The organism is Streptomyces sp. EDA2-14 (assembly GCF_054963755.1).
Window position 1 is genome coordinate 130843 of the sequence record NZ_JBUEGE010000010.1, and the last position, 22084, is coordinate 152926.

A 22084-nucleotide genomic window follows, 5' to 3' on the forward strand; every position below is an offset into this window, starting at 1 on the left:
GCGGTTCAGACCGCCGCGCCGGGCACGTCCTTGAGCGCGACGGGGTGCTCCTCCCGCTCCCCGAGCCGTGCGGTCGGCACCCGGACCGTCTCGCGGGCGGTCACGCCCGCTATCACCGGAGGCACGCACAGGGCGGCCGTGAACAGGGCCACCGCGAACCAGTTGTCGCCGCCGGAACCGGCGATCTGCGCTGCGAACGTCACCGCGAAACCGGAGATGGCGAAGCCGATCTGGGTGCCGATCGCCATGCCCGAAAGGCGGACGCGGGTCGGGAACATCTCGCCGTAGAAGGCCGGCCACACGGCGTTGGCCGCGCTGTAGACGACGCCGAACGCCAGGATGCCGAGCACGAACGTCAGCACGTACGAGCCCGTGGAGATCGCCCACAGGTAGCCGAACATCAGCAGCGCGCTGCCCGCGGCGCCCGTGAGGAAGACGGGACGGCGGCCGATCCGGTCGGCGAGGCGCGCCCACAGCGGGATCGCGCCGAGCGCCACGAGGTTGGCGAGCGCGCCGACCCACAGCATGGCCGAGCGGTCCATGCCGACCGCGTCGCTCGTCGCGTACGACAGGGCCCACACGGTGAAGATCGTGCTCACGGAGGCGACCAGCGCGCCTCCGATCACGCGCAGCACGTCCACCCAGTGGTCGCGCATCAGCACCGCGAGCGGCAGCTTGGCGACCTCGCCGGACTCGGCCTTGCGGGCGAACTCGGGTGTCTCGTCGAGCGAGCGCCGGATCACGTAGCCGACGACGGCGACGCCGAGGCTCAGCCAGAACGGGATGCGCCAGCCCCAGGACAGGAGTTGGTCCTCGGGCAGTGCCGCGATCGGCAGGAAGACGATCGTGGCCAGGAGTTGGCCTGCCTGCGTGCCGTTGAGCGTGAAACTCGTGAAGTACGCGCGCCGGTCCTCAGGCGCGTGTTCCAGGGTCATCGAGCCCGCGCTCGACTGCTCGCCGGCCGCCGAGATGCCCTGCAGGATCCGGCAGAGCACGAGCAGCAACGGCGCGAATCCGCCGACCTGTTCGCGGGTGGGCAGACAGCCGATCAGGAACGTCGACAGGCCCATCAGGACGACCGTGAACACCATGATCTTGCGGCGGCCGAGGCGGTCGCCGATGTGCCCGAGGAAGAACGCGCCGACGGGGCGCGCGGCGTACGCGACACCGAAGGTGGCGAGCGAGAGCAGGGTGGCGTCGGCCGGGTGGGACTCGTCGAAGAACACCTTCGGGAAGACGAGCGCGGCGGCGCTGCCGTAGATGAAGAAGTCGTAGTACTCGAGGGCACTGCCGCTCCAGGCGGCGATGGCCGCCTTGCGGGGCTGGCCCTGTGGTGCGCGCGGAGGTTCTGCGGGGACGGACACGCGGGCTCCTTGAGGGCTGGGTGGACCAACCCGGCGGACCGGAATCGGCCGGGTTAATTAACCCACTGGATAGTTAGTAGCGGATGGCCAGCGATGTTGCGCCCGTGTTTCGCGCCTGTCAAGAGGTCTCGACGAGGGCGTACGCGCGAATCAGCCCTCGGAGTCGCCCGCCGTCAGGTAGGCGATCACCATGTCGCCCAGCATCGTCCGGTAGTGCTCGCGGCGGTCCTGCGCCGTCAGGTCGCGGCCGAACAGGGCGCCGAACGTATGCCGGTTGGAGACCCGGAAGAAGCAGAACGAGCTGATCATCGCGTGCAGATCGACCGCGTCCACGTCCGCCGTGAAGACGCCGTCCGCCCGGCCCGCCTCGAGGATCCGGCCGATTACGTCGATCGCGGGCGAGTTGAGCGAGCCTATGGTCTCCGACGCCGTGATGTGCTCGGCGTCGTGGATGTTCTCGATGCTCACGAGGCGGATGAAGTCCGGGTGCGCCTCGTGGTGGTCGAAGGTCAGCTCGGCGAGCCTGCGGATCGCGGCGACCGGGTCGAGGTGCTCGACGTCGAGGTCCCGCTCCGCGTGCCTGATCACCGCGTAGCTGCGCTCCAGGACGGCCGTGAACAGCTGCTCCTTGCCGCCGAAGTAGTAGTAGATCATCCGCTTCGTGGTACGGGTACGGGCCGCGATCTCGTCGACGCGGGCGCCCGTGTACCCGGCGCGGGCGAACTCCTCCGTGGCGACCTTGAGGATCTCGGCCTTGGTGCGGGCCGCGTCGCGGATGCGTCCCGCGCGGCGCGCCGGCTCTTCGACAGTGGTCATCTGGGTCCTTCGGGCGGGGACGGGACGAGTGCTGCCAGCGATTGTAGGAGCCGGGTCTTCCCGGGAGGGCCGTGGACTTGATATGAGTAACGAACCAGTTCGTACATTAGTTGTGCCGCTCGGCCAGGAGGACCCCGTGCCCGTGTCCCAGGACTCTTATCTCGTCGGTCTCGTCGGCGAGGGCATCGGTCCCTCGCTCTCCCCGGCGCTGCACGAGCGGGAGGCCGACCGGCAGGGCCTGCGGTACCTGTACCGGCGGCTCGACATCGCCGAACTCGGCGTACGGCCCGAAGACGTGGGCGAGCTGATGCGGGCCGCCCGCACCGTCGGCTTCGACGGACTCAACATCACGCACCCCTGCAAGCAGCTCGTCATCGAGCACCTCGACGACCTGTCGCCGCAGGCCGCCGCGCTCGGCGCGGTCAACACCGTGGTCTTCGACGGCGGCCGCGCCACCGGCCACAACACCGACGTCACCGGCTTCGCCGCCTCCTTCGCCCGCGGACTGCCCGACGCCCGCATGGAGCGCGTCGTCCAGCTCGGCGCCGGAGGAGCGGGCGCCGCCGTCGCGCACGCGGTGCTCACCCTGGGCGCGGGCCGCATCGTCCTCATCGACGCGCTGCCGGAGCGCGCCGCCGCTCTCGCCGACTCCCTGAACCGGCACTTCGGCGAGGGCCGCGCGGTCCCCGCCGCGGCCGACGCCCTCGCCACGCACCTCGCCGACGCCGACGGCATCGTGCACGCCACCCCCACCGGCATGGCCGCCCACCCCGGCCTCCCGCTCCCCGCCGAGCTGCTGCACCCCGGACTGTGGGTCGCCGAGGTCGTGTACCGCCCCCTTGAGACCGAACTGGTCCGCACCGCGCGCGCCCTCGGCTGCGCCGTTCTCGACGGCGGCGGCATGGCCGTCTTCCAGGCCGCCGACGCGTTCCGCCTGTTCACCGGGCGCGAGCCGGACGCCGCCCGGATGCTCACCCACTTCGCCGAACTGGCGGGCGCGGAGGAGGCGCTGCGAGCAGCCACATCTAACCCCTGCGCCAATTGAGCAGCTCAAGCCCCTGCGGCGATTGAGCAGCGGGGTACGGGGCAGAGCCCCGATCTTTCAACCCCCGCCACCGTCCCGCCCCGCAGACCCGCCCCCTCCGGAAGGAGCCCCGTGCGCACCTCCATCGCCACCGTCTCGCTCAGCGGATCGCTCACCGAGAAACTCACCGCCGCCGCCCGCGCGGGCTTCGACGGCGTCGAGATCTTCGAGAACGACCTCATCGCCAGCCCCCTGACCCCCGAGGAGGTCCGCGCCCGCTGCGCCGACCTCGGCCTGAGCATCGACCTGTACCAGCCGATGCGCGACGTGGAGGCCGTACCCGAGGACCTGTTCGCGCAGAACCTGCGGCGCGCCGAGCACAAGTTCCGGCTCATGCAGCGCCTCGGCACCGACACCGTGCTCGTGTGCTCCAGCGTCTCCCCGCTCTCCGTCGGCGACGACGCGCTCGCCGCCGGGCAACTGCGCCGACTCGCCGAGCGGGCGGACGACTTCGGCGTCCGCGTCGCCTACGAGGCGCTCGCCTGGGGCCGGCACGTCAACACCTACGACCACGCCTGGCGCATCGTCGAGGCCGCCGACCACCCGGCGCTCGGCACCTGCCTCGACAGCTTCCACATCCTCGCCCGCGGCGCCGAGGGCAAGGACCTCGAAGGCATCGAGGACATCCCCGGCGACAAGATCTTCTTCCTCCAGCTCGCCGACGCGCCCCTGCTCGACATGGACGTCCTGCGCTGGAGCCGCCACTACCGCTGCTTCCCCGGCCAGGGCGACCTCGACGTCGCGGGCCTGCTGCGGCACGTGCTGCGGGCCGGATACCGGGGACCGCTGTCACTGGAGATCTTCAACGACGTGTTCCGGCAGGCCGAGGCCGGTCCCGCCGCCGTCGACGCGCTGCGCTCGCTGCTGGTGCTCCAGGAGAACGTGGGGGAGGGCGGGCTGCCCGCACCCGTCGTCCCCACGGGCGTGGCCTTCACCGAACTCGTCACCCCCGACGTCGCCCCGGCCGCCGACCTCCTCGCCGCGCTCGGCTTCACCCGCACCGGACGCCACCGCGGAAAGCCGGTCGACCTGTGGGAGCAGGGCGAGGCCCGCGTCCTGCTCAACACCGGTCCCGCCGCCCGCCGCGACGGCACCGTCCTCGCCGCCGTCGGCCTGGAGTCCCCCGACCCGGCCGCCGCCGCCCGCCGCGCCGAGGCGCTGCTCGCCCCGGTCCTGCCCCGCCGCCGCGGAACCGGCGACGTCCTCCTCGACGCGGTCGCCGCGCCCGACGGCACCGAACTCTTCTTCTGCGCCACCGACCGCCCCGAACTGCCCAGCTGGATCCGGGACTTCGAGCCCACGGGGGAGCGCCCCGCGGAGACCGACGTCACCGGCGTCGACCACCTTCAGCTCACCCAGCCCTGGCACCAGTTCGACGAGGCCGCCCTCTTCCACCGCAGCGTGCTCGGCCTGGAGCCGCGGGCGAGCGTGGACGTCGCCGACCCGTACGGACTGCTGCGCAGCCGGGCCGTCTCCACCGCCGACGGCGCCGTCCGCATCGCGCTCGGCGCGGGCCCCGGTCCCGGTGAGGACCAGGACCGGGCCCAGCACATCGCCCTCACCACCAGCGACGTCGTCGCGGCGGCCCGGCGCTTCCGGGATGCGGGCGGCGAACTGCTGCCGATGCCGGTCAACTACTACGACGACCTGGCGGCGCGCTTCGAGTTCGCGCCCGGCGAGCTGGAGACGTACCAGGAGCTCGGCATCCTCTACGACCGCGACGCACACGGCACCTTCCGCCACTGCTACACCCGCACGGTCGGTCGCGTCTTCTTCGAGCTGGCCCAGCGGGACGACGGCTACCAGGGGTACGGGGCGCAGAACGCGCCGGTGCGGCTGGCGGCGCAGCACGCGCCGAACTAGGACAGCCGATCCTTGAAGCGTGCGGCGATCTCCTCCAGGCGGGCGTGGTGCCGCTCCCAGTCCAGCGGGGGCAGGCTGTCGTTGTCCTGCCGGTAGCCGACACGACCGTCCAGGCCCTCGCGGAGGATGTCGGCCTGGCCCGCGTGGCGCTGGGTGTCGGAGAGCACCCGGACGAGGACGTGGTGGAGGGTGACCTGGTTGCGCTCCTTCGGCCACCACGGGACCGTGCCGACGGTGTCCAGGGGCAGCTCCCCGACCGAGGCGTCCGCGTGCGTCCAGGCCCGCCGGTAGCGCTCGACGATCTCCTCGCGGGACTCGTCGGGGGCCGCGTACATGTCGGCGTTCTCGTCCTCGCCGTCCTTGAAGTCGGGCAGCGGCTCGCCGTGCGCCCGGCCGAACGTGTCGCAGAGATAGCCGAGCTCCACACCGGCCAGATGCTTGAGCAGGCCCAGCAGATTGGTGCCCGTCGGCGTCAGCGGGCGCCGCACGTCGTACTCGGAGAGTCCGTCGAGCTTCCACAGCAGGGCGTCACGGGCGTCCTGGAGGTAGCGCAGGAGATCGTTCTTGCGATCGGTGTCGTTCATGCGCTCACTCTGCTGCCCCGGACGGGCCCGAACCAGAGGTTTTCGGCAGGCATCGAAGCGCCTCATGGGCTTCGATGTACTGGATGGGACACGAGCAGGCCACCTCCGCACCCGATCCGCTGACCGCACTCCTCGACCGCGTGCGGTCGCGGCTGCGCGACCTGAACGACGGCGAGCCCGCCTCGTACATTCCGGAACTGGGCCGCGCCGACCCTCGCCTGTTCGGGCTCAGCCTGTGCACCCTCGACGGGCGGGTCTACGGGAGCGGGGACACGGACGTCCGGTTCACCGCGCAGTCCGTGTCCAAGCCCTTCGTGTTCGCGCTCGCACTGGCCGACCACGGCCTGGAGAACGTCCTGGCGCGTGTGGGCGCCGAACCGAGCGGCGAGGCGTTCAACTCCATCCGCCTGGAGCCGGGCACGGGGCGCCCGCCCAACCCGATGGTCAACGCCGGAGCCATCGTGACCAGTTCACTCGTCTCCGGCGACACCCCGAAGGCCCGCTTCGAGCGCATCCTCGACGGGCTCAGCGCCTTCGCGGGCCGCCCGCTCACCGTCGACGAGGCCGTCTACGCCTCCGAGTGCGCCACCGGCGACCGCAACCGCGCCCTCGCCTACCTCATGCACAACGCGGGCTCGCTCACCGGCGACGTCGAGGCCGAGCTGGCCGTCTACTTCCGCCAGTGCTCCGTCCTCGTCACCTGCGACGACCTCGCCGTCATGCACGCGACGCTCGCGGGCGGCGGCATCAACCCGGTCACCGGCGAACGCGTCGTCGCGACCCGGTACGCCCAGCACGTCCTGGCCGTCATGGCCACCTGCGGCATGTACGACGCGTCGGGGCAGTGGATGCTACGGGTCGGCATGCCCGCCAAGAGCGGGGTGTCCGGCGGGATCGGGGTGGCGCTGCCGAGCCAGTTCGGGATCGGTGTGTTCAGCCCGCCGCTGGAGGAGAAGGGCAACAGTGTGCGCGGCATCGCCGCCTGCCATCTCATCTCCGACCAGTTCGGGCTGCACCTGATGCGGGCCACGTCCCCCGAGCGCCGGCCGCTGCCGCCCCGCTCCCTGCACCCCGCACCGCTGCGCTCCCTGCGCCACCGCACCCGCGCCCAGCGGGCCGCGCTCGACGCCCGCACGGAACGCATCCGCGTCCACGTCCTCCAGGGCGACCTCGACTTCGCCACCGCCGAACAGACCCTGCAAGCTGCCCTCGAACTCCCGGACGCCGTCGGCTGGTTCGTGCTCGACCTCACCCGCGTCGGCCGCATCGAACCGGTCGCCGCCGACCTGCTGCGCGGCCTTGCCGAACAACTGCGCGCCCGCGACCTGCGCATGGTGCTCGCCGACCCGGACGAGCGGCAGGCCATGACCCGCACCACCGACGAGTTCCCCGACCTCGGCCGGGCCCTGGAGGCCTGCGAGGACGAGCTGCTCACCGGCCTGGGGCTCGACCCGGAGATCCCCGTACCGCTCGCCGACTGCGATCTGTTCGGCGAGGCCGACGCCCGGCTGCGCGCCGCCCTCGCCGAGGCCTTCGACACCATCGACCTCGCGGAGGGCGAGTCCGTCGCGCCGCCGCACGCCCGCCCGCTCGACCGGATCGTCCTCTGGTACGTCGAGTCGGGACGGCTCGCCGTGTGCGCCGACTCCACCGACACGGTGACGACGGGCCGCACCTGGTCGGCGGGCCCCGGCGCGGCCCTCACCCCCGCCGACTTCCCGCCCCGCCGCACCCGCAAGGTCCTCGCCGAACGCGCCACGCGCTGCCGCACCCTCACCGCCGCCGGATTCCGGCGGCTGCGGGAGCGGGAGCCCGACGCGGTGGCGTTCCTGGAGCGGGCGCCGCTGGAGGGCGCCGAGACGGTGGACCGCGGCGACATCACCTGACCCATAATGGGCGCCATGACCGACGCGGAGCGCGGCCCCAACTCGACGCTTTCCCAACGGACTTCAGTGGTGATCGTCGGCGCCGGACCCGCCGGCCTCACCGTCGGGAACATCCTGCGGGCCGCGGGCGTCGACTGCGTGGTCCTCGAAGGCGAGACCCGTACGTTCATCGAGCGGAGGCCGCGGGCCGGTGTCATCGAGGAGTGGGCCGTGCGCGCCCTCGACCGGCGCGGTCTCGCGGGCGAACTGCTGCGGCGCGCGGAGCGGCACACGGCGTGCGAGTTCCGCTTCGCGGGCGAGCGGCACACCTTCCACTACACCGAACTGGCCGGGCACCACCACTTCGTCTACCCCCAGCCGCTGCTCGTGACGGACCTCGTGCGCGAGTACGCCGACGTACGCGGCGGGGACATCCGCTTCGGCGTCAGCGACGTACGGCTCCACGACCTCGAAGGCGACCGCCCCGCGGTCTCGTACACCTGCGGCGACACCGGCCGGAGGCAGTGGCTGCACTGCGCGTTCGTCGCCGGGTGCGACGGTGCCCGCGGGGTGACGCGCGAGGCGATCCCCGCCGACCGGGTCCGCGTCGCGCGGCACGACTACGGCATCGGCTGGCTGGCCCTGCTCGCCCAGGCGCCGCCGTCGGCTGACCGCGTCCTGTTCGGCATGCACGAGGAGGGCTTCGCCGGGCAGATGCCGCGCAGCCCCGACGTCACCCGCTACTACCTCCAGTGTCCGCCGGGCGACGACCCCGGGTCCTGGACCCACGAACGCGTGTGGACACAGCTGCGCCGCCGCCTCGCGGCCGACGGCGCCAAGCCGCTGACCGAGGGCGAGCTGATCGAGAAACGCGTCCTCGACATGCACGACTACGTCACCGAACCCATGACGTACGGCCGGCTCTTCCTGGCCGGGGACGCCGCCCACCTCGTCGCCCCCATCGCGGCCAAGGGACTCAACCTCGCCCTGCACGACGCCTTCCTCCTCGGCGACGCGCTCGTGGCGCACGCGGCGGGCGACAGCGGCGGCCTCGAGGGCTACGGGGCGGCCTGCCTGCGGCGTACTTGGGACTACCAGGAGTTCTCGCAGTGGCTGTCGGAGGTCTACCACGGGGCGTCGTTCGGCGACCCGTTCCGCACGGGCACGACACTGGCGCGGCTGCGCCGTCTGTTCACGTCAGGGGCGGCGGCGACGGCGTTCGCGGAGCAGTACCTGGGGGCGGCCGAGCGGTACTGAGCGGGAACCGGCGACACGCCGGAATCCGTGACGGTCACGGAATCCGTACGCTGATCGAATATGACAGAATCGCGATGTGCCGGATCCGGATGTCGAGCGTGAACTCGCCGAAGCAGTGGCCGCCTTGCGGGCCGCGGAGGAGCGCGTCGTGGAGGCGTTGCGTGTCTACCTGAGCAGGGACCCGGTGACCGGGCGTCCCGTGCACGGGCGCATCGGGCGCGCCGCCCGCCTCACGGGGTGGGGCGAGCAGCGGGTGAAGGAGGCCGCCGTCCCGGCCCTCGCCGAGCGGCGCCGGGCCAAGCGGAAGGCGGGCGGCGCATGAGCGACTTCGACGCGATCGACTCCCTGCTGGCCTCCGTCACCCCCGAGGCCGAACTGCCCGCCCCGGACGTGCGGCGCGCGCTGCGCGAGGCGGCCCACCTCACCAAGGTGCAGGTGGCGCGGGCGCTCGGGGTGAACCCGTCCACGCTCGCCGCGTGGGAGGCGGGGCGGGACCCGGCGGGGGAGATCCGGACCAGATACGCGTACTTCCTCGACGGTCTGGCGGCGAAGCTCGCCGAGAGCGAGCCCGCCGAGGGCCCGGCGGAAGCCGAAACCGAACCGGAACCCGAACCGGAACCCGAACCGGAAGCCGAGTCGACGGCCGACGCTCCCCGGGGCGAGGACGACGTGGAGGCGCTCGCCGAGGCGGAGCCGTGCGTGCTGTGCGGGGAGCCGGCCCGGCAGCGCGTCGCCGGGTTCGCCCAGCACCTCGACCCGACGGACTGCGGGACGCCGACGCCACCGCCCGCGCCCGCGACCGCCGCAGAGGCCCCACGCCCCGCGGAGCGCCCCCGCCCGCAGCGCCGGACCACTCCCACCCGCCGCGCCTTCCAGCCGTCGGACGAGCCGTCCGACACGATCGGCCGGACGGTCCGCGCCGTGCTCGCCGAGCACGAAGGGGACGTGGAGGCGGCGACCGCGGCGCTGATCAAGCGCGCCATCCCCGACGCGATGGCGCTCCTCGACGAGACCCGCAAGGGCGCCCGCTACGACGTCGTCGCCTACCCGGCGATGCCGGACATCCTGAAGAAGCGGACCGCTCGCGGCTCGGACGAGATCTGGGAGGCCCGCCCGAAGTGGACGCGGTCCGAACTGCCGCCCGGTGAGCACGAGGTGACTGCGCTCGACATCAACGGCGCCTATCTGTCCGCGCTCAAGACACATCTGCCGATCGGGCAGCTGGAGCATTCGACGGGCTTCGACCACGACCGGCGCCGCTCCGGCGTCCACCTGATCACGCCGCCGCACTGGGACCACGACTCCGTCCTGCCCAACCCGATCGGACAGCGCGACGAACCGGGCCCGCTGTGGGTGACGGAACCGACGCTGCGGCTGCTGAACCGCCTCTCGGGTCCCAAGTACGGGCTGTGCGAGCCGCCCGAGATCCACGAGTCGTACACCTCCGGCGCGACGGAGAACCTGCTGGAGAAGTTCCGTACGGCGCTCAAGGACGCGCGGGACACGGCGATCGCCGACGGCGACGACGTGACCCTGGAGTACGTGAAGGCCATGTACTCCAAGTTCGTCGCCACCATGGGCGAATCCAACTACAACCGGGACCTGTACCGCCCCGACTGGATGCACCTGATCCGCTCCCAGGCCTTCGCCAACCTCTGGCTGAAGGCGCTGAAGGGACACGAGGAGGGCCTCACCGTCGTGCGCGCGATGGGTACGGACGAACTGCACGTCATCGGCGACTGGCGGCGGGTCTTCCCCGAAGGGCGCGGCGTGACCGAGGTCAAGGTCAAGGACGTCTACACGGCGGGCGCCGCGCCCGACGGCGCGTAGCTTCAGCCGGCCCGCAGGGCGCCGTCGAGGAGCGGCAGCAGCCGGTCCCAGTGGCGCTTGAGCGCGTCCGCGTCGAAGGCGGACGTGTCGGCCATGGTGAAGCCGTGCACGCTGCCGGGGTAGAGCTCGATGGAGTGCTCGACGCCGGCGGCGTCGAAGGACCGGTTCAGCTCGTCGACGGCCTCGGGCGACAGATCGCCCTCCGCGAGACCGAGGTGGACGCGCGCGGCGACCTTGTCGGCGGAGCGGTGCGCGCTGTCCGGCGCGTCGGTGACGAGCATGCCGGGGTGGAAACCGGCGACGGCGGCGACCCGGTCGGGGCGGGCCGCGGCGGTGCGCAGCGCCAGGGCCGCGCCCATGCAGTAGCCGGTCGTGCCGATGGGGCCGTCGGCGACCTCGGGCTGGGCGGTGAGGAAGTCGACGTAGGCGTCCGCGTCGCGCAGCGCGCGCTCGGCGGTGTGCGCCTCGAGGAGCGGCATCAGGCTGCCGAAGATCTCGGGCCTGTTCTCCTCGCTGATGTGCGCGGGCAGCTCGACGACGGGCGAGGCGCCGTGCCGGTAGTAGACGTTGGGCACGAGCACGTAGTAGCCGTGCCCGGCCAGCTCGCGGGCCAGCTCCTCGATCACGGGCCGCACGCCGAAGGCGTCCATGTAGAGGAGTACGCCGGGATGCCGCGCGCCGTCGTCGGGGAAGGCGACGAAGGCGTCGGCCCGGCCGTCGGGAGTGGTTATGTGGACTGACTTGCTGGTGGCGATGGGGGATCACCCTTTCTCGGACAACCGATACGAGTGCACAGTACAGTTACTCGCTGTGGTGAATCCCCTGAATGGGTTCCGCTCAGGTGCTGTGCCGCTTGCTCGCCCAGAAGACGGCGCGGGCCGCCCTTATGCGCTCGGCCTGGCGCGCGGGGTCGAGGGCCGCTTCCAGGGCGGTGCGCAGCTGCTCGGGGTCGACCAGCGTGCCGCTGCCGTCCGGCGCGGTCCGCCACAGGAACGAGTGGTGCCGCACCCCCGTGATGCCGTCGGCGTCGGGGGACGGCATGGACAGGTCCTCGCCCGCGGTGAGCATCCGGACGTCCTCCGTCTCGGGCCAGCCCCGGGCGTGCGCTGCGCCGCGGCGCGTGAGGATGTAGAACACGGGGCGTGGCTTGGCGTGCTCCTCGAGCACCGGCACGGCGTCCGCCCCCTTGCCCAGCTCCCACAACACCGTCAGACCGAGCGGCTGTTGGACACGCAGGGCGTCCCAGTTGCGACCCGCGGGAAGCCTCGCCAGAAACGGCGACCGCTCCCAAGCGGCATATGCCACGCTCGGCTGTCGGTGACAGGAGGCCAACCACTGCGCTCCGTCCATTGGGTGACCATACGTCAACCCGGCTGCCTGGTCAGCGAATTCGGCAATCACGGTCGAGAGTCCTGTGGCTGCCTGGCCGTCGCCGCCCTGCGTCGTTGCGGGCTCCCCTTCTGGCACATGCCAGAAGGGGAGCGGGTGAGTGCCGACCGAAACCGGCCATGGTCGTCACGTTCGCGCAGCAAACGAGGAGCGGCTCAACGTCCGCCGTACGAGCGCCGGTTGAGGACCGCGGAGATCGCCAGGAGCAGCAGCAGCGCCCCGGCGAACCAGGTCATCGCCGTCGTCGCCGAGAGTGCGAGCGTGGCGACGCCGAGGGCGACCGCCGGGCCGCTCAGACCCAGGTAGGCGATCAGGAACAGGCCGGCGAGCGCCTCTCCGCGCCGTGCCGGAGCCGCCATCGCGACCACGGCCCCGAGCGCCGCCTTGAACAGCAGCCCCGCCCCGACGCCCGCCACCGCGCCACCCACCAGGAACGTGCCGAGGCCGGCGGTGTGCATGCCGACGACGAGCGTCAGGAAGCCCGCGCCCTCCGCGAGCAGCCCCAGCGTCGACTTCGTGCGTGGCGCGAGGCGGTTGGTGAGGATCTGGGCGAGGGCCGCGCCCCCGAACACCAGGAACGAGATCGCCCCGGCCAGCAGGTGCGACGGACGGTGCAGGGAGTGCGCGACGAATCCGGCGGCGATCGACGAGAAAAGGCCGAACACCGCGAAGGACGCGAACGCTGACGTCGCCGCGGCCACGTAGCCGGCCCGGTCGCCGTGGTCCGCGCTCACCCGCTGCGGCCGGTAGCGCGGCCGCACCGGTTGCTGCTCCACGGTCTCCGGGACGAACGAAAGAGCCACGGCCACGGCCGCGAGGAGAACGGCGAACACCGCGTACGGCAGCCGCAGCGGCGCCGTCACGTACTGGGCGAGGAAGCCGGAGACCAGCGGGCCGAGGCCGAGACCTCCGATGTTGGCGGCCGTCGACACCGTCTCGAAGCGCTGCGCGGAACCGGCGGGACGGTGCGCGCGGTGCAGTTCGTGCAGGTGGGCGGTTGCCGTCGCGCTGAGCATGCCGATGCCGAGGCCGCTCACGAACCGGGCGACAAGGAGCACCGGCAGCTCCGGGCTCGACAGGAACAGCAGGGCGGCGAGCAGTTCCAGGGCGAGCGCCGCCAGGAGGATCTTCTTGCGCCCCACCCAGTCCGACACGTGGCCGGCCAGGATCAGGCTGACCACCACGCCCACCGCGTACACCGCGAAGACGACGGTGACCATGAAGGTCGAGAAGCCGTCGCGCTCCTCGTAGAGCGGATACAGCGGAGTCGGCACCGTCGAGAACGCCATCGAGGTGAGGAAGGCGAGCGCCACGATCCAGAAGCCGACGCCGTGCCTGCGCGACCCCGCGGTGCACGGGGAGGCGGTGGACGTGGCGGCGGTGGACGGGCCGGGGGAGTGGGGCGGGGTGCGGACGCGGGTCGGCGTGGCCATGCGGCAGGGGTCCGTTCGACTGGTGGGGAGCGGGTGGGCACGTTCCACTCTCGGTGCACACAGCCATCGCGTCCAACGAATCTTCGCGCTCGTGACGATCGCGATCTCAGATCGTCGATGCGATAGTCGACGCGTGGAACTACGTCATCTCGAATACTTCGTCGCGGTCGCGGAGGAGCAGAACTTCACGCGCGCGGCGGCCCGGCTGCACATCGTCCAGTCCGCCGTCTCCGCCGCCGTCAAGACGCTGGAGCGCGAGCTGGACGCCCGGCTGCTCGACCGCAACTCCAAGCGGGTGCTGCTGACCGACGAGGGACGGGCCCTCCTGCCGCGAGCCCGGCGGGTGCTGGACGCCGCCCGCGACGCCGCCGACGCCGTGGCCGAGGTGCGCGGCGCGCTGCGCGGCACCCTGCGCCTGGGCACCCTCACGTCGATCAAGCTGATCGATCTGCCGGGCCTGCTGGGCGAGTTCCACCGCAGGCACCCCGGCGTCCAGGTGCAGATCACCGTCGCGCCGACCGGATCCAGGGGGCATCTCACGGCGCTCGCCGAACGCCGCCTCGACCTCGCCCTCGTGTCCCTGCCGGGGGCGAGCCCCGCCGAGGTCGACCTGACGCCGCTGGCCGGGTCCACCCTGGACCTCGTGGTACCGGCCGACCATCCGCTCGCCGGGCGCGACAGCGTGCCGATCCGCGAACTGGCCGGGCTGCGGTTCATCGACTGCCCGGTCGGCTACGGCAACCGCTCCGTCGCCGACCGCGCGTTCGCCGCGGCGGGCGTGCCGCGCCACGTCACCATCGAGATCACCGACCTCGCCACCAGCGCCGACTACGTCAGGGCGGGCCTCGGCGTCGCGCTGGTGCCGCGCTTCCTCGCCGACACCGCGCACGGCCTCGCCGTCCTTCCGGTGACCGACGCGGACCTCGGCTGGTCGCTGTATCTGGCAGCGCCCGCCGACCGTCCGCCGAGCGCCGCGGCCCGTGCGCTCACGGAGCTGCTGCGGGCGTCGGCGGCCGCCGCCCCGTGACGCACACACGTCCTCCATGCGGACAAGTGCACCGCCCGTTCACCGGAACGGGACTGCGAAAAAATAGAAATATGCACGTGCCGCTGGCCCATGCGATTTCGGTCGGACTAGGCGGGAAAGGGCTCTTGAGGCGCCTCTGGCATGTGCCATAAGTTTGGATGCGCCGAGGAGGGTTACCCTCTTCAACGCCCCTGGTCCCCGGGCAACTTGGCTGTAGACGCCACAGTCGCATCGCCGACAACGCGACTGTGGTCCTCCGTCCGAGATGCCGGCAGGGGCTTCCTCCCGCAGTCCCGCGGCGTCACTGGACGGAACACACGAGGAAGCGCGCGAAGGGGAGCCGTGCTTCCTCGTCGGTGGCCCCCGCCGACGTTCGGAAGCGATTTCCGGTGGGGGCCGCCACTGGCCTGCTCCGGCCACCGGCAGGGCGGCCGGGCAGGCCGGGCGGGCATTCAGTGGCCGAAGGCCTCCTGCAGCCACCAGGCGCCCTCGTCGCGCGTCGTCTTCGCGTCGATCACCATCGGCCGGTCCGGGGCCGCGAGCCACTCGGCGAGCGGGGACAGATCCTCGGGCGCCGTCACCGTCAGCGCCGCACAGCCGTGCCCGCGGGCGAGCGCCGCGAGGTCCGTGTCGGGGAAGGTGACCGTGGACAGTCCGGGCGCGTCCTCGGGACGGCCGAAGTGGTGGACCTCGGCCCCGTACATGGCGTCGTTGTAGACCACCACCAGAAGCGGAAGCCCGAGACGCACGGCGGTGTCCAACTCCGATACGCTCATCAGGAATCCGCCGTCGCCGCACGCCGCCACCGGCAGCCGGTCGGGCCGGGCGAGCGCCGCGCCGATGGCCGTCGACAGGCCGAGGCCGATCGACTGGAACGCCTGCGTGAAGCACAGCCCGTACTCGTCGGGCACGTCGAGGTACATGCTCGGGTAGCCCATGAAGTTGCCGGAGTCGACGGCGACGGTGCGCTCGGCGGGCAGCATGCCGTTGAGTACGCGGCTGAGCGTACGAGGATCGATGCGGCCGTCGCCGGTTCCGTCCTCGTACGGGACCTGACTCCAACTACCTTCAGCGGTAAGGCGCTTGCCGATATCCGGTGTGCGGTAGCCGATCGTCGCGGATCCGTCCGCCAGGAGCGACGTGACATCGTCCGCCGTCTCCGTGACACCGCCCCACAGGCCCAGGTCGATGTCGCGGGTGCGGCCGAGGGCGTCGCGGTCGACGTCCACCTGGACCACCTTGGCGGCATCCGAGACGAGACGCCCGTGCCGCATCGTCCACATGTTCAGGGCGCAGCCCCAGCCCACGATCAGATCGGCGCCCGAGATCAGCTCCGCGGCCAGCGGCGTCGAGAAACCGCCCGCGACGTCGACACACCACTCCGCGCCGGGCCGCCCGTTGAACAGTCCGCGCGCCACCGCCGACGTGGCGAGCAGCGCGCCCGTCCGCTCCGCGAGCGCGGCGATCGCCTCGCCCGCCCCGGCGGCACGGGCACCGCGACCGGCCACGAACACCGGACGTTCGGCGCGGCGCAGCAGCTCGGCGAAGTCCTCGACGTCGGCGGCGGCAGGCCGCGGCAGACCGGGAGCCGGCCTGCGCCGCGGCGCCACCGCGTCCTCGGGCAGCGCCTCGTCCTGTACGTCGATGGGGACGTTGAGGACCACCGTGCGGCGCTCCTCGGCGCACATCCGGAACGCGCGGGTGACGTCGTCGAGCGCGGTGCGCGCGGAACGGACCCGCGCAGGTACCGCCCCGACACCTTCGGCGACGGCCGACTGGTCGACGTGGAAGTTGGAGGTCGGCTCGGTGGCCTCCGCCGTCACGACCAGCAGCGGAGTCCGGCTCTTCGCGGCCTCGGCCACGCCCGTCAGGGAGTTGGTGTAGCCGCAGCCCTGGTGCACGGTGAGGACGGTGACCTCGCCGCTCGTGCGGGCATGGGCGTCCGCCATGACCGCGGCGCCGCCCTCGTGCCGCGCCGCGACGAAGCGCGCGCCCGCCGCCACGAGCGCGCCCGTGACATGAAAATTGCCGCTTCCCACCACGCCGAACGCGGTGCGCACACCGAGCCGGTGCAGTTCGCGGCCGATGGCTTCCCTTACCAGCATGCTCACTTGCCTTCCGCGGCGGGCGTCAGCGCCAGGACGCGCGCGGGGCTGCCGGAGCCGCCGACGATGCGCAGCGGCGCGACCACGAGTACCGCGCCGACCGGCGGCAGTTCACCGACGTTGCGCAGCTGCGTCACCCCGTACTTCCCGTTGCCGAGCATGAAGTGGTGCACGGGGAACGGCGGTTCGAAGCGGAAGGCCTGTCCCGCGTCCGTGCCCACGGTCTCCACCCCGATGCCCACGATGCCGGTCTCCTCCGCGAGGTACCGGGCGCACTCCGCGGTGAGACCCGGCGTGTGCGGGCCGTCGTCGTCCGCGTTGAGGAAAGCGGCCTGGTCGTCGGAGCGGGTGTCCCACCCCGTCCGGTACAGCAGCCAGCCGCCCTCGGGCAGCGCGCCGTGCTCCCGCTCCCACGCCTTCAACTCGTCGAGACCGAGCAGGTGGTCGGGGTCCTTGGCACACTCGGCCGACGTGTCCACGACCGCGGCGGGACCCACGAGCCGCGCCCCGGGAACACTGCCCACGTCCTCCAGATCACGCCCCGACGACCAGTGCACCGGCGCGTCGAAGTGGGTGCCCACGTGCTCGCCCGTGTGGATGTGGTTCTGGAACGAGATCTCACCCGGATCGTCCCAGTCGTTGAGCCGCTCCAGCTCGAACCGGGGTATCGGATGCATCGGCTCGGGCAGCGGAAGGATCGGCGTCCCGGACGACAGCGGGGCGGTGAGATCGACCACGCGCAGCGAACCGTCGGCGAGCGCGGTGATCAGGTCGGTGGAAGCGGGGTTGATCGGGCGTGATGTCATGACCAACATCATCAAGCCTCCGGACGCCGGAGCGATACCACCCGGTGCGGCGGTTGCGCGCCGGAGAGGTCGTCGGGCATTCGGTCCTCGACCCCGGCCGGTCCCGCGGCGCCCGCGGGACCGGCCGACCGCGTTCAGCCCATGCTCTTGGCGCCGTCCAGGGTCTCGCGAATGATGTCGGCGTGGCCCGCGTGCTGCGCGGTCTCCGCGACGAGGTGCATCAGTACCCGGCGGATCGACCAGTCCGCGCCCGGCTCGGTCCACGGCGCCTTCGGCAGCGGCCACCTGCGGTCCAGATCGGGCAGCGTGGCCACCAGTTCGTCGGTCCTGGCAGCGGCCTTCTCGTACTCGGCCAGGACACCGGCCAGCGTCTCGTCGGGCTGCATCTTGAAGCCCTCCTCGCGGGCCGCCCAGTCCGCCTCGGTCATCTTCGTGAAGTCCGGCATGGCGACAGGGCCCTCCAGCATGAAGCCCACCCAGCCGCGCTCCACCTCGGTGACGTGCTTGATCAGACCGCCGAGACACAGCGCGCTCGCGGTGGGCCGCTGCCGGATCTGCTCCTCGGTCAGATCGCGCGTCGTGAAGGTCAGGAAGTGCCGCTGCTTGGCAAGGGCCTCAAGGAAGTCCGCGCGCTCGCCCGTGACGGCGGGGGTGTCGGTCGCCTCGTGGGTCGTCTGCTCGCTGGTGGTCATGGTGTCCGCCTCTCGCGTGGAAGTGCCCGCTTGGTGTTCGCTTCGGTCACGCTATTCAGCAAGTAGGTCAGATTGCGTCCTAGTTCGGTCGCTTCATCCGTCGACGGCCGTCCGGCACGCCAGATGCAGGGCCAGCCGCTCGTCCGGATCCGCGAGGTCCACGCTCAGCAGCTGCTGTACGCGGGCGATGCGCGCCGCGACCGTGTTGCGGTGCACGCCGAGCACCGCGGCGGTCTCGGCCGTGGAGGACTCCGCGTCGAGATACGCGGTGAGCGTGTGCACCAGGTCGCCGGGCTCGCCGGACAGCGGCTCCAGCAGGGAGCGGGCCGCCGGCTGGAACGTGTCCGTGCGGGTCCACGCGAGCAGGAGCTGGGCGAGGCCGAGACGGTCGACGTGGAAGAAGCGGCCGCTCGCCTCCCGGCCCTGCGCGAGCCGTGCGGCGTCGGCCGCCTCGCCCAGGCTGCGGGCGATGCCGGTGGGGCCCGGATGGGCGCGGCCCACGCCCACGTACGTGTGCAGGACTTCGGGCAGGCGGCGCTGCACACGGCGCACGGCGGCGGCGTGCCGCTCGATGTCGCTGGTCGACGGCTCCTGGTCGGTGCTGGTCCAGGCGGACCAGCCGTCGCCCTGCTCGACGACCTGCGCGGCGAGCCGCTCCGCCGCGAACGCGTCCGTGACCTCGGCGCGCAGCCCCGCCACGTCCACGTCGGGCCCGGTACCGATGCGGATGCCGGTGTGCCAGCCGTCCAGGCGCCAACCGAACTCCACCGCGTGCCGACGCACCGCGTCCGGGATCTCACCGCCCGCCGGGCGCAGCAACTCGCCGAGCAGGGAGGTGCGGTGGCGGGCGCTGCGCTCCAGGTCGAGACGGCGCAGCGCGAGCCGTTCCCGTACGGCGCCGGACGCGACCTCCAGGGCGGCCGCCACGGCGTCGGCCTCCGGGGCGAGCCGGGCGGGCAGGCGCACGGCGAGGCGGGGTGGGACGCGTTCGGTGCCGACCGGGTGGGTGAGCAGGCGGGCGCCGCTCCGGAGGTCGATCGGGCGGGGGAGCGGTCGGCCGGTCAACTGCCTTGCCACCGTGTCCTGTTCGGCGTGCGGGACCGTGTCCGGGTCGCCCGCCAGGTGTCGAGCGTCCGCCGTGATCAGGGCGACGGGGCGGTGCAGCAGCGTGCCCAGGTCGTCGAGCAGCGCGTCCACCGCGTCGTCCGCGCGGGCACACACCTGCGTGGCGCGGAGTGCCGACTCGGCGCGCAGCAGGGCCGGTTCGGCGGTCATCCGCTCCAGGGCGAGATACGCGGCGAGCGGATCGGGGGAGCCGAGCACGGGCAGCCGCAGCCGCTCGGCGAGCAGCGTCGACGACATGCGCAGCGCCGTCACCCCCGGTACCAGCAGCGCCGCGACCCCCGCGCCGTGCGCCCGCCGCAGCAGCGCGTCGAGCCGCCAGTCGCCCCGGTCCGCGCCGCCCAGCAGCACGAGGAGCCTTCCGACGGGTTCCTCGGGCAGCGGGTGCGCCAAGTCCTGCGCCACTACGGGGTGGTGGAGGGGGCGGGCGTCCTGCGGACCGGCGAGGAGGCTGACGTCGTGCCATGTGGGGTGAGCGAGCATCGCGGAGAGGGAGACCCCACCTGAGTCACCACCTGAGACCCCGCCTGAGACACCTCCCGAGACGCCCCTCGGCGCACTTCCCGCGACACCACTCGTCATCGGGCCACCGCCTCGAATCCGACGACCTCCGCGTCCAGGCCGAACGCCCTCGGGGACACGTACGGTTCCGTGTCCGGTCGGCGCCAGAACCCGGGGCCCGGCAGCGTCGCCGCGATGACCTCCTGACCCGGTCGGATCCGGTCGATGGCCACGGGCCGTGCCGTGCGGCGGTCCAGGAGGAAGATGACGTCGGGGACGGTCGCGGCGACCTCGCCGTCGCGCAGGGCGAGCAGGATCTCGTTCTCCGTCTCCAGACGGACGACGGCGCCGGACCCGGCATCCGTGACCGTGACACTGCCCCGACCGAAGCCGGAGCCCTCGCTGCGCGCCACCTCCCTGATCCGGCCCGCCGCGAGCACCCGGCAGCCGAGCGCCGCCTCCACGGACTCCGGGGCCGGGCGCTGCGGAAGCGTGGCGTGCGCGTGGCCGAGGGCGAGGGAACGGGTGAGGGAGCCGTGCACGCAGGCGTCGCGCACGGTGCTCAGCCGCACCGGGGCGAGCGCGATCGCCGCCCAGCCGCCCGCCGCCGTGAGGAAGCCGCGCACCGTGCGTTCCAGCCCGCGCGCGTCCGTGCAGTCCACCACCAGGATCTGGCCGCCGGGCTCGGCGAGCGCGCACGGGGTGACCGGAAGGCCGCGCACCGCCCAGCTCAACTGGTCGAGCCGGGGCAGGGCGCGGCCCATCAGATCGACGTCGACCACGGGGAGGCCCAGGTCGAGAGAGGCGAGCAGCACCGTGAGGGCGTTGGGGCCGCCCGCCTCCACGGCCATCAGGGCGTCGGGGACCGGGGCGTTTGTCCAGCGGGACACCGCGGTGATCGCCTCGCGGAACTCGCGGCCGTTCGGCAGCTTCTCGCTCAGCACGTTCACCGCGCCGACGACGCCCACCGGGACGACGACCGGGTCCTGGCCGGCGGCCTCGTGCCAGGTGACCGTGCCGTTCGCGCCCAGGGCGCGGCGCAGCATCGAGGCGAATGCCGCGGCGTCGCCGCCTCCGCCGCAGCCCAGTACGTTGACCCCTGTGACCAGGGCGTCCACGTCTCCGACGGTGATGGTGTGGGGCACGCGTCGATTCTCTCAGCGGCGGTCCGTCCCTGCGTCCCGGGGCTCTGCCCGGACCCCGCTGCTCAATCGCCGCAGGGGCTCTCAATCGGGAGTGTCTCCTCCACCGGGCGGAATTCGTACGGCAGGCCGAAGCAGGACGGGCCGAAGACGTCCAGTGCCTTCGGTGTGCGCATGATGTCCGGTGCCGCGATGCCGATGACCGTGACCCGCTGCCCGTAGCGGAGCGCCTCCGTCGTGATCGGTTCGCCGGTGTCCGCCTCCAGGACGCACACCAGGTCCGGCACCACACAGATCGGCTCGCCGTCGCGGAGCGCCGCCAAGTGCTCGTTCTGGAAACGGAGTTCGAGAGCAGAGTCGCCCTCGAACGCCGCGAACGTGGCCCGGCCCCGCGCGAAACCACCCTCCGTGCGCCGCTCCACATCGGTCACCTTGCCGCGGAACAGCACCCGCAGATGACCGTAGATCGTGCCACCCACCGCCTCGCCGAGCGCCTCCACCGGGTCGCGGTGCGCCTCGCGCGCCTCACGGACCGCCCGGCCCAGCGACAGGGCGAGCGACAGCGTGCGCGGCACCGCCGTGCGCTTGAGCTGGTCCCCGGTCATCGAGTACTCGGCGATCGCGGCGCCGCCACCGAGCCCGACCGTGACCCGGCGCGCCAGGTCCTCCAGGCGCTTGGTCTCCTTGCCGGTGTCGAACACGCAGGTCTCCCCGTGTTCGCCGGCCATCGCGAGCGGCGAGGCCGGCACCCCGTACACATGGAACGTCTCCATCTGCAGCTCGGGGAAGGCGCGCCCCATGCCGTCCGCGTCGACGACCGGGAGGCCGGTGCGGGCCGCGACGATCAGCGGGATCAGGGAGTTGCTGCCGCCGCACTCGATCGGCATCGTCGCGTCGGCCTTCCGGCCCGTGAACGCCTCCAGGGCGCGCAGCGCGGCCACCGGCTCGTCGGCGCCGGGCAGCTTCTCGACCATCACGGTCGGCGCGCCCATGTTCGCGACGGGGATCACGAACGCGTCGTCCGCCACCTCGTCCGGGTCGAGGACGGTCACCGGACCGTGCTCGCGCATCGCCTCGCGCACCAGCAGGCGGCCGATGGTGGGATCGCCGCCGCCTCCGGTGCCGAGGATCGCGGCGCCACGCGCCAGGTCGTCCAGCTGCTCAGGGCCCAGGGTCCAGCTCATGTGCTCGTGCTCTCCTTACG

The 22084-nt window shown here is 72.5% G+C and carries 19 protein-coding genes; 7 read left to right on the plus strand and 12 right to left on the minus strand.

The window, feature by feature from the left end; translation table 11 throughout:
• Nucleotides 1-5: 5 nt before the first annotated feature.
• Together ACY34M_RS23910 and ACY34M_RS23915 are read right to left on the minus strand one after the other, a co-directional pair.
• Nucleotides 6-1364: an MFS transporter gene (locus ACY34M_RS23910; RefSeq protein ID WP_462720082.1), complete on the minus strand. Its 1359-nt coding sequence runs from the start codon at nucleotides 1362-1364 to the stop codon at nucleotides 6-8.
• A gap of 150 nt (nucleotides 1365-1514) precedes the next feature.
• Entirely contained in the window at nucleotides 1515-2180 is a 666-nt protein-coding gene (locus ACY34M_RS23915; RefSeq protein WP_462720083.1) for a TetR/AcrR family transcriptional regulator, read from the minus strand.
• Between the two features lie 142 nt (nucleotides 2181-2322).
• On the opposite strand from ACY34M_RS23915, the gene ACY34M_RS23920 reads away from it, so the two are divergent.
• Both ACY34M_RS23920 and ACY34M_RS23925 read left to right on the plus strand, forming a co-directional pair.
• The gene (locus ACY34M_RS23920) at nucleotides 2323-3225 is read left to right on the plus strand and encodes a shikimate dehydrogenase (protein WP_462720084.1); all 903 of its coding nucleotides are present in this window, start codon (nucleotides 2323-2325) and stop codon (nucleotides 3223-3225) included.
• A 111-nt stretch (nucleotides 3226-3336) separates the two neighbouring features.
• Nucleotides 3337-5127 carry a bifunctional sugar phosphate isomerase/epimerase/4-hydroxyphenylpyruvate dioxygenase family protein gene (locus tag ACY34M_RS23925; RefSeq protein WP_462720085.1) on the plus strand — a complete coding sequence of 597 codons (1791 nt, stop codon included), beginning with the start codon at nucleotides 3337-3339 and terminating at the stop codon, nucleotides 5125-5127.
• Here ACY34M_RS23925 and ACY34M_RS23930 read toward each other — a convergent pair.
• On the minus strand, nucleotides 5124-5711 hold the full coding sequence (locus ACY34M_RS23930) for a DinB family protein (protein ID WP_462720086.1): 588 nt from the start codon (nucleotides 5709-5711) through the stop codon (nucleotides 5124-5126). The two genes, ACY34M_RS23925 and ACY34M_RS23930, sit on opposite strands and share 4 nt — an antisense overlap.
• Nucleotides 5712-5794: 83 nt before the next feature.
• Here ACY34M_RS23930 and glsA point away from each other — a divergent pair, with 83 nt between their 5' ends.
• The 4 genes from glsA to ACY34M_RS23950 all read left to right on the plus strand — a co-directional run bounded on the left by glsA (nucleotide 5795) and on the right by ACY34M_RS23950 (nucleotide 10663).
• A complete protein-coding gene (glsA, locus tag ACY34M_RS23935) occupies nucleotides 5795-7597 on the plus strand; it encodes a glutaminase A (RefSeq protein ID WP_462720087.1) in 1803 nt (600 codons plus the stop codon).
• A gap of 15 nt (nucleotides 7598-7612) precedes the next feature.
• Complete coding sequence (locus tag ACY34M_RS23940) at nucleotides 7613-8833, plus strand: 4-hydroxybenzoate 3-monooxygenase (protein ID WP_462720088.1); 1221 nt, start codon at nucleotides 7613-7615, stop codon at nucleotides 8831-8833.
• Nucleotides 8834-8909: 76 nt separating this feature from the next.
• Nucleotides 8910-9155 carry a hypothetical protein gene (locus ACY34M_RS23945; protein WP_462720089.1) on the plus strand — a complete coding sequence of 82 codons (246 nt, stop codon included), beginning with the start codon at nucleotides 8910-8912 and terminating at the stop codon, nucleotides 9153-9155.
• The gene (locus tag ACY34M_RS23950; RefSeq protein ID WP_462720090.1) at nucleotides 9152-10663 is read left to right on the plus strand and encodes a helix-turn-helix domain-containing protein; all 1512 of its coding nucleotides are present in this window, start codon (nucleotides 9152-9154) and stop codon (nucleotides 10661-10663) included. Before ACY34M_RS23945 ends, ACY34M_RS23950 begins: the two co-directional genes overlap by 4 nt.
• A 2-nt stretch (nucleotides 10664-10665) precedes the next feature.
• Here the strand turns inward: ACY34M_RS23950 and ACY34M_RS23955 are convergent, their stop codons facing one another.
• From ACY34M_RS23955 to ACY34M_RS23965, 3 genes are all read right to left on the minus strand, one after another.
• A complete protein-coding gene (locus ACY34M_RS23955) occupies nucleotides 10666-11418 on the minus strand; it encodes a dienelactone hydrolase family protein (RefSeq protein ID WP_462720210.1) in 753 nt (250 codons plus the stop codon).
• A gap of 82 nt (nucleotides 11419-11500) precedes the next feature.
• The gene (locus ACY34M_RS23960) at nucleotides 11501-11968 is read right to left on the minus strand and encodes a hypothetical protein (protein ID WP_462720091.1); all 468 of its coding nucleotides are present in this window, start codon (nucleotides 11966-11968) and stop codon (nucleotides 11501-11503) included.
• A 239-nt stretch (nucleotides 11969-12207) separates the two neighbouring features.
• The gene (locus ACY34M_RS23965; protein ID WP_462720092.1) at nucleotides 12208-13485 is read right to left on the minus strand and encodes an MFS transporter; all 1278 of its coding nucleotides are present in this window, start codon (nucleotides 13483-13485) and stop codon (nucleotides 12208-12210) included.
• A gap of 133 nt (nucleotides 13486-13618) precedes the next feature.
• Here ACY34M_RS23965 and ACY34M_RS23970 point away from each other — a divergent pair, with 133 nt between their 5' ends.
• Nucleotides 13619-14512, plus strand: a complete 894-nt coding sequence (locus ACY34M_RS23970) for a LysR family transcriptional regulator (protein WP_462720093.1) — start codon at nucleotides 13619-13621, stop codon at nucleotides 14510-14512.
• Between the two features lie 452 nt (nucleotides 14513-14964).
• Here ACY34M_RS23970 and ACY34M_RS23975 read toward each other — a convergent pair whose 3' ends face one another.
• The 6 genes from ACY34M_RS23975 to ACY34M_RS24000 all read right to left on the minus strand — a co-directional run bounded on the left by ACY34M_RS23975 (nucleotide 14965) and on the right by ACY34M_RS24000 (nucleotide 22064).
• Nucleotides 14965-16617, minus strand: a complete 1653-nt coding sequence (locus tag ACY34M_RS23975) for a thiamine pyrophosphate-binding protein (protein ID WP_462720211.1) — start codon at nucleotides 16615-16617, stop codon at nucleotides 14965-14967.
• A gap of 2 nt (nucleotides 16618-16619) precedes the next feature.
• The gene (locus ACY34M_RS23980) at nucleotides 16620-17423 is read right to left on the minus strand and encodes a cyclase family protein (RefSeq protein ID WP_462720094.1); all 804 of its coding nucleotides are present in this window, start codon (nucleotides 17421-17423) and stop codon (nucleotides 16620-16622) included.
• Between the two features lie 134 nt (nucleotides 17424-17557).
• Nucleotides 17558-18115, minus strand: a complete 558-nt coding sequence (locus tag ACY34M_RS23985; protein WP_462720095.1) for a DinB family protein — start codon at nucleotides 18113-18115, stop codon at nucleotides 17558-17560.
• Nucleotides 18116-18208: 93 nt separating this feature from the next.
• The gene (locus tag ACY34M_RS23990; protein WP_462720096.1) at nucleotides 18209-19720 is read right to left on the minus strand and encodes a helix-turn-helix domain-containing protein; all 1512 of its coding nucleotides are present in this window, start codon (nucleotides 19718-19720) and stop codon (nucleotides 18209-18211) included.
• Between the two features lie 95 nt (nucleotides 19721-19815).
• Nucleotides 19816-20883: a DUF917 domain-containing protein gene (locus ACY34M_RS23995; RefSeq protein ID WP_462720097.1), complete on the minus strand. Its 1068-nt coding sequence runs from the start codon at nucleotides 20881-20883 to the stop codon at nucleotides 19816-19818.
• 62 nt (nucleotides 20884-20945) lie between these two features.
• Nucleotides 20946-22064, minus strand: a complete 1119-nt coding sequence (locus tag ACY34M_RS24000) for a DUF917 domain-containing protein (protein ID WP_462720098.1) — start codon at nucleotides 22062-22064, stop codon at nucleotides 20946-20948.
• Nucleotides 22065-22084 lie beyond the last annotated feature (20 nt).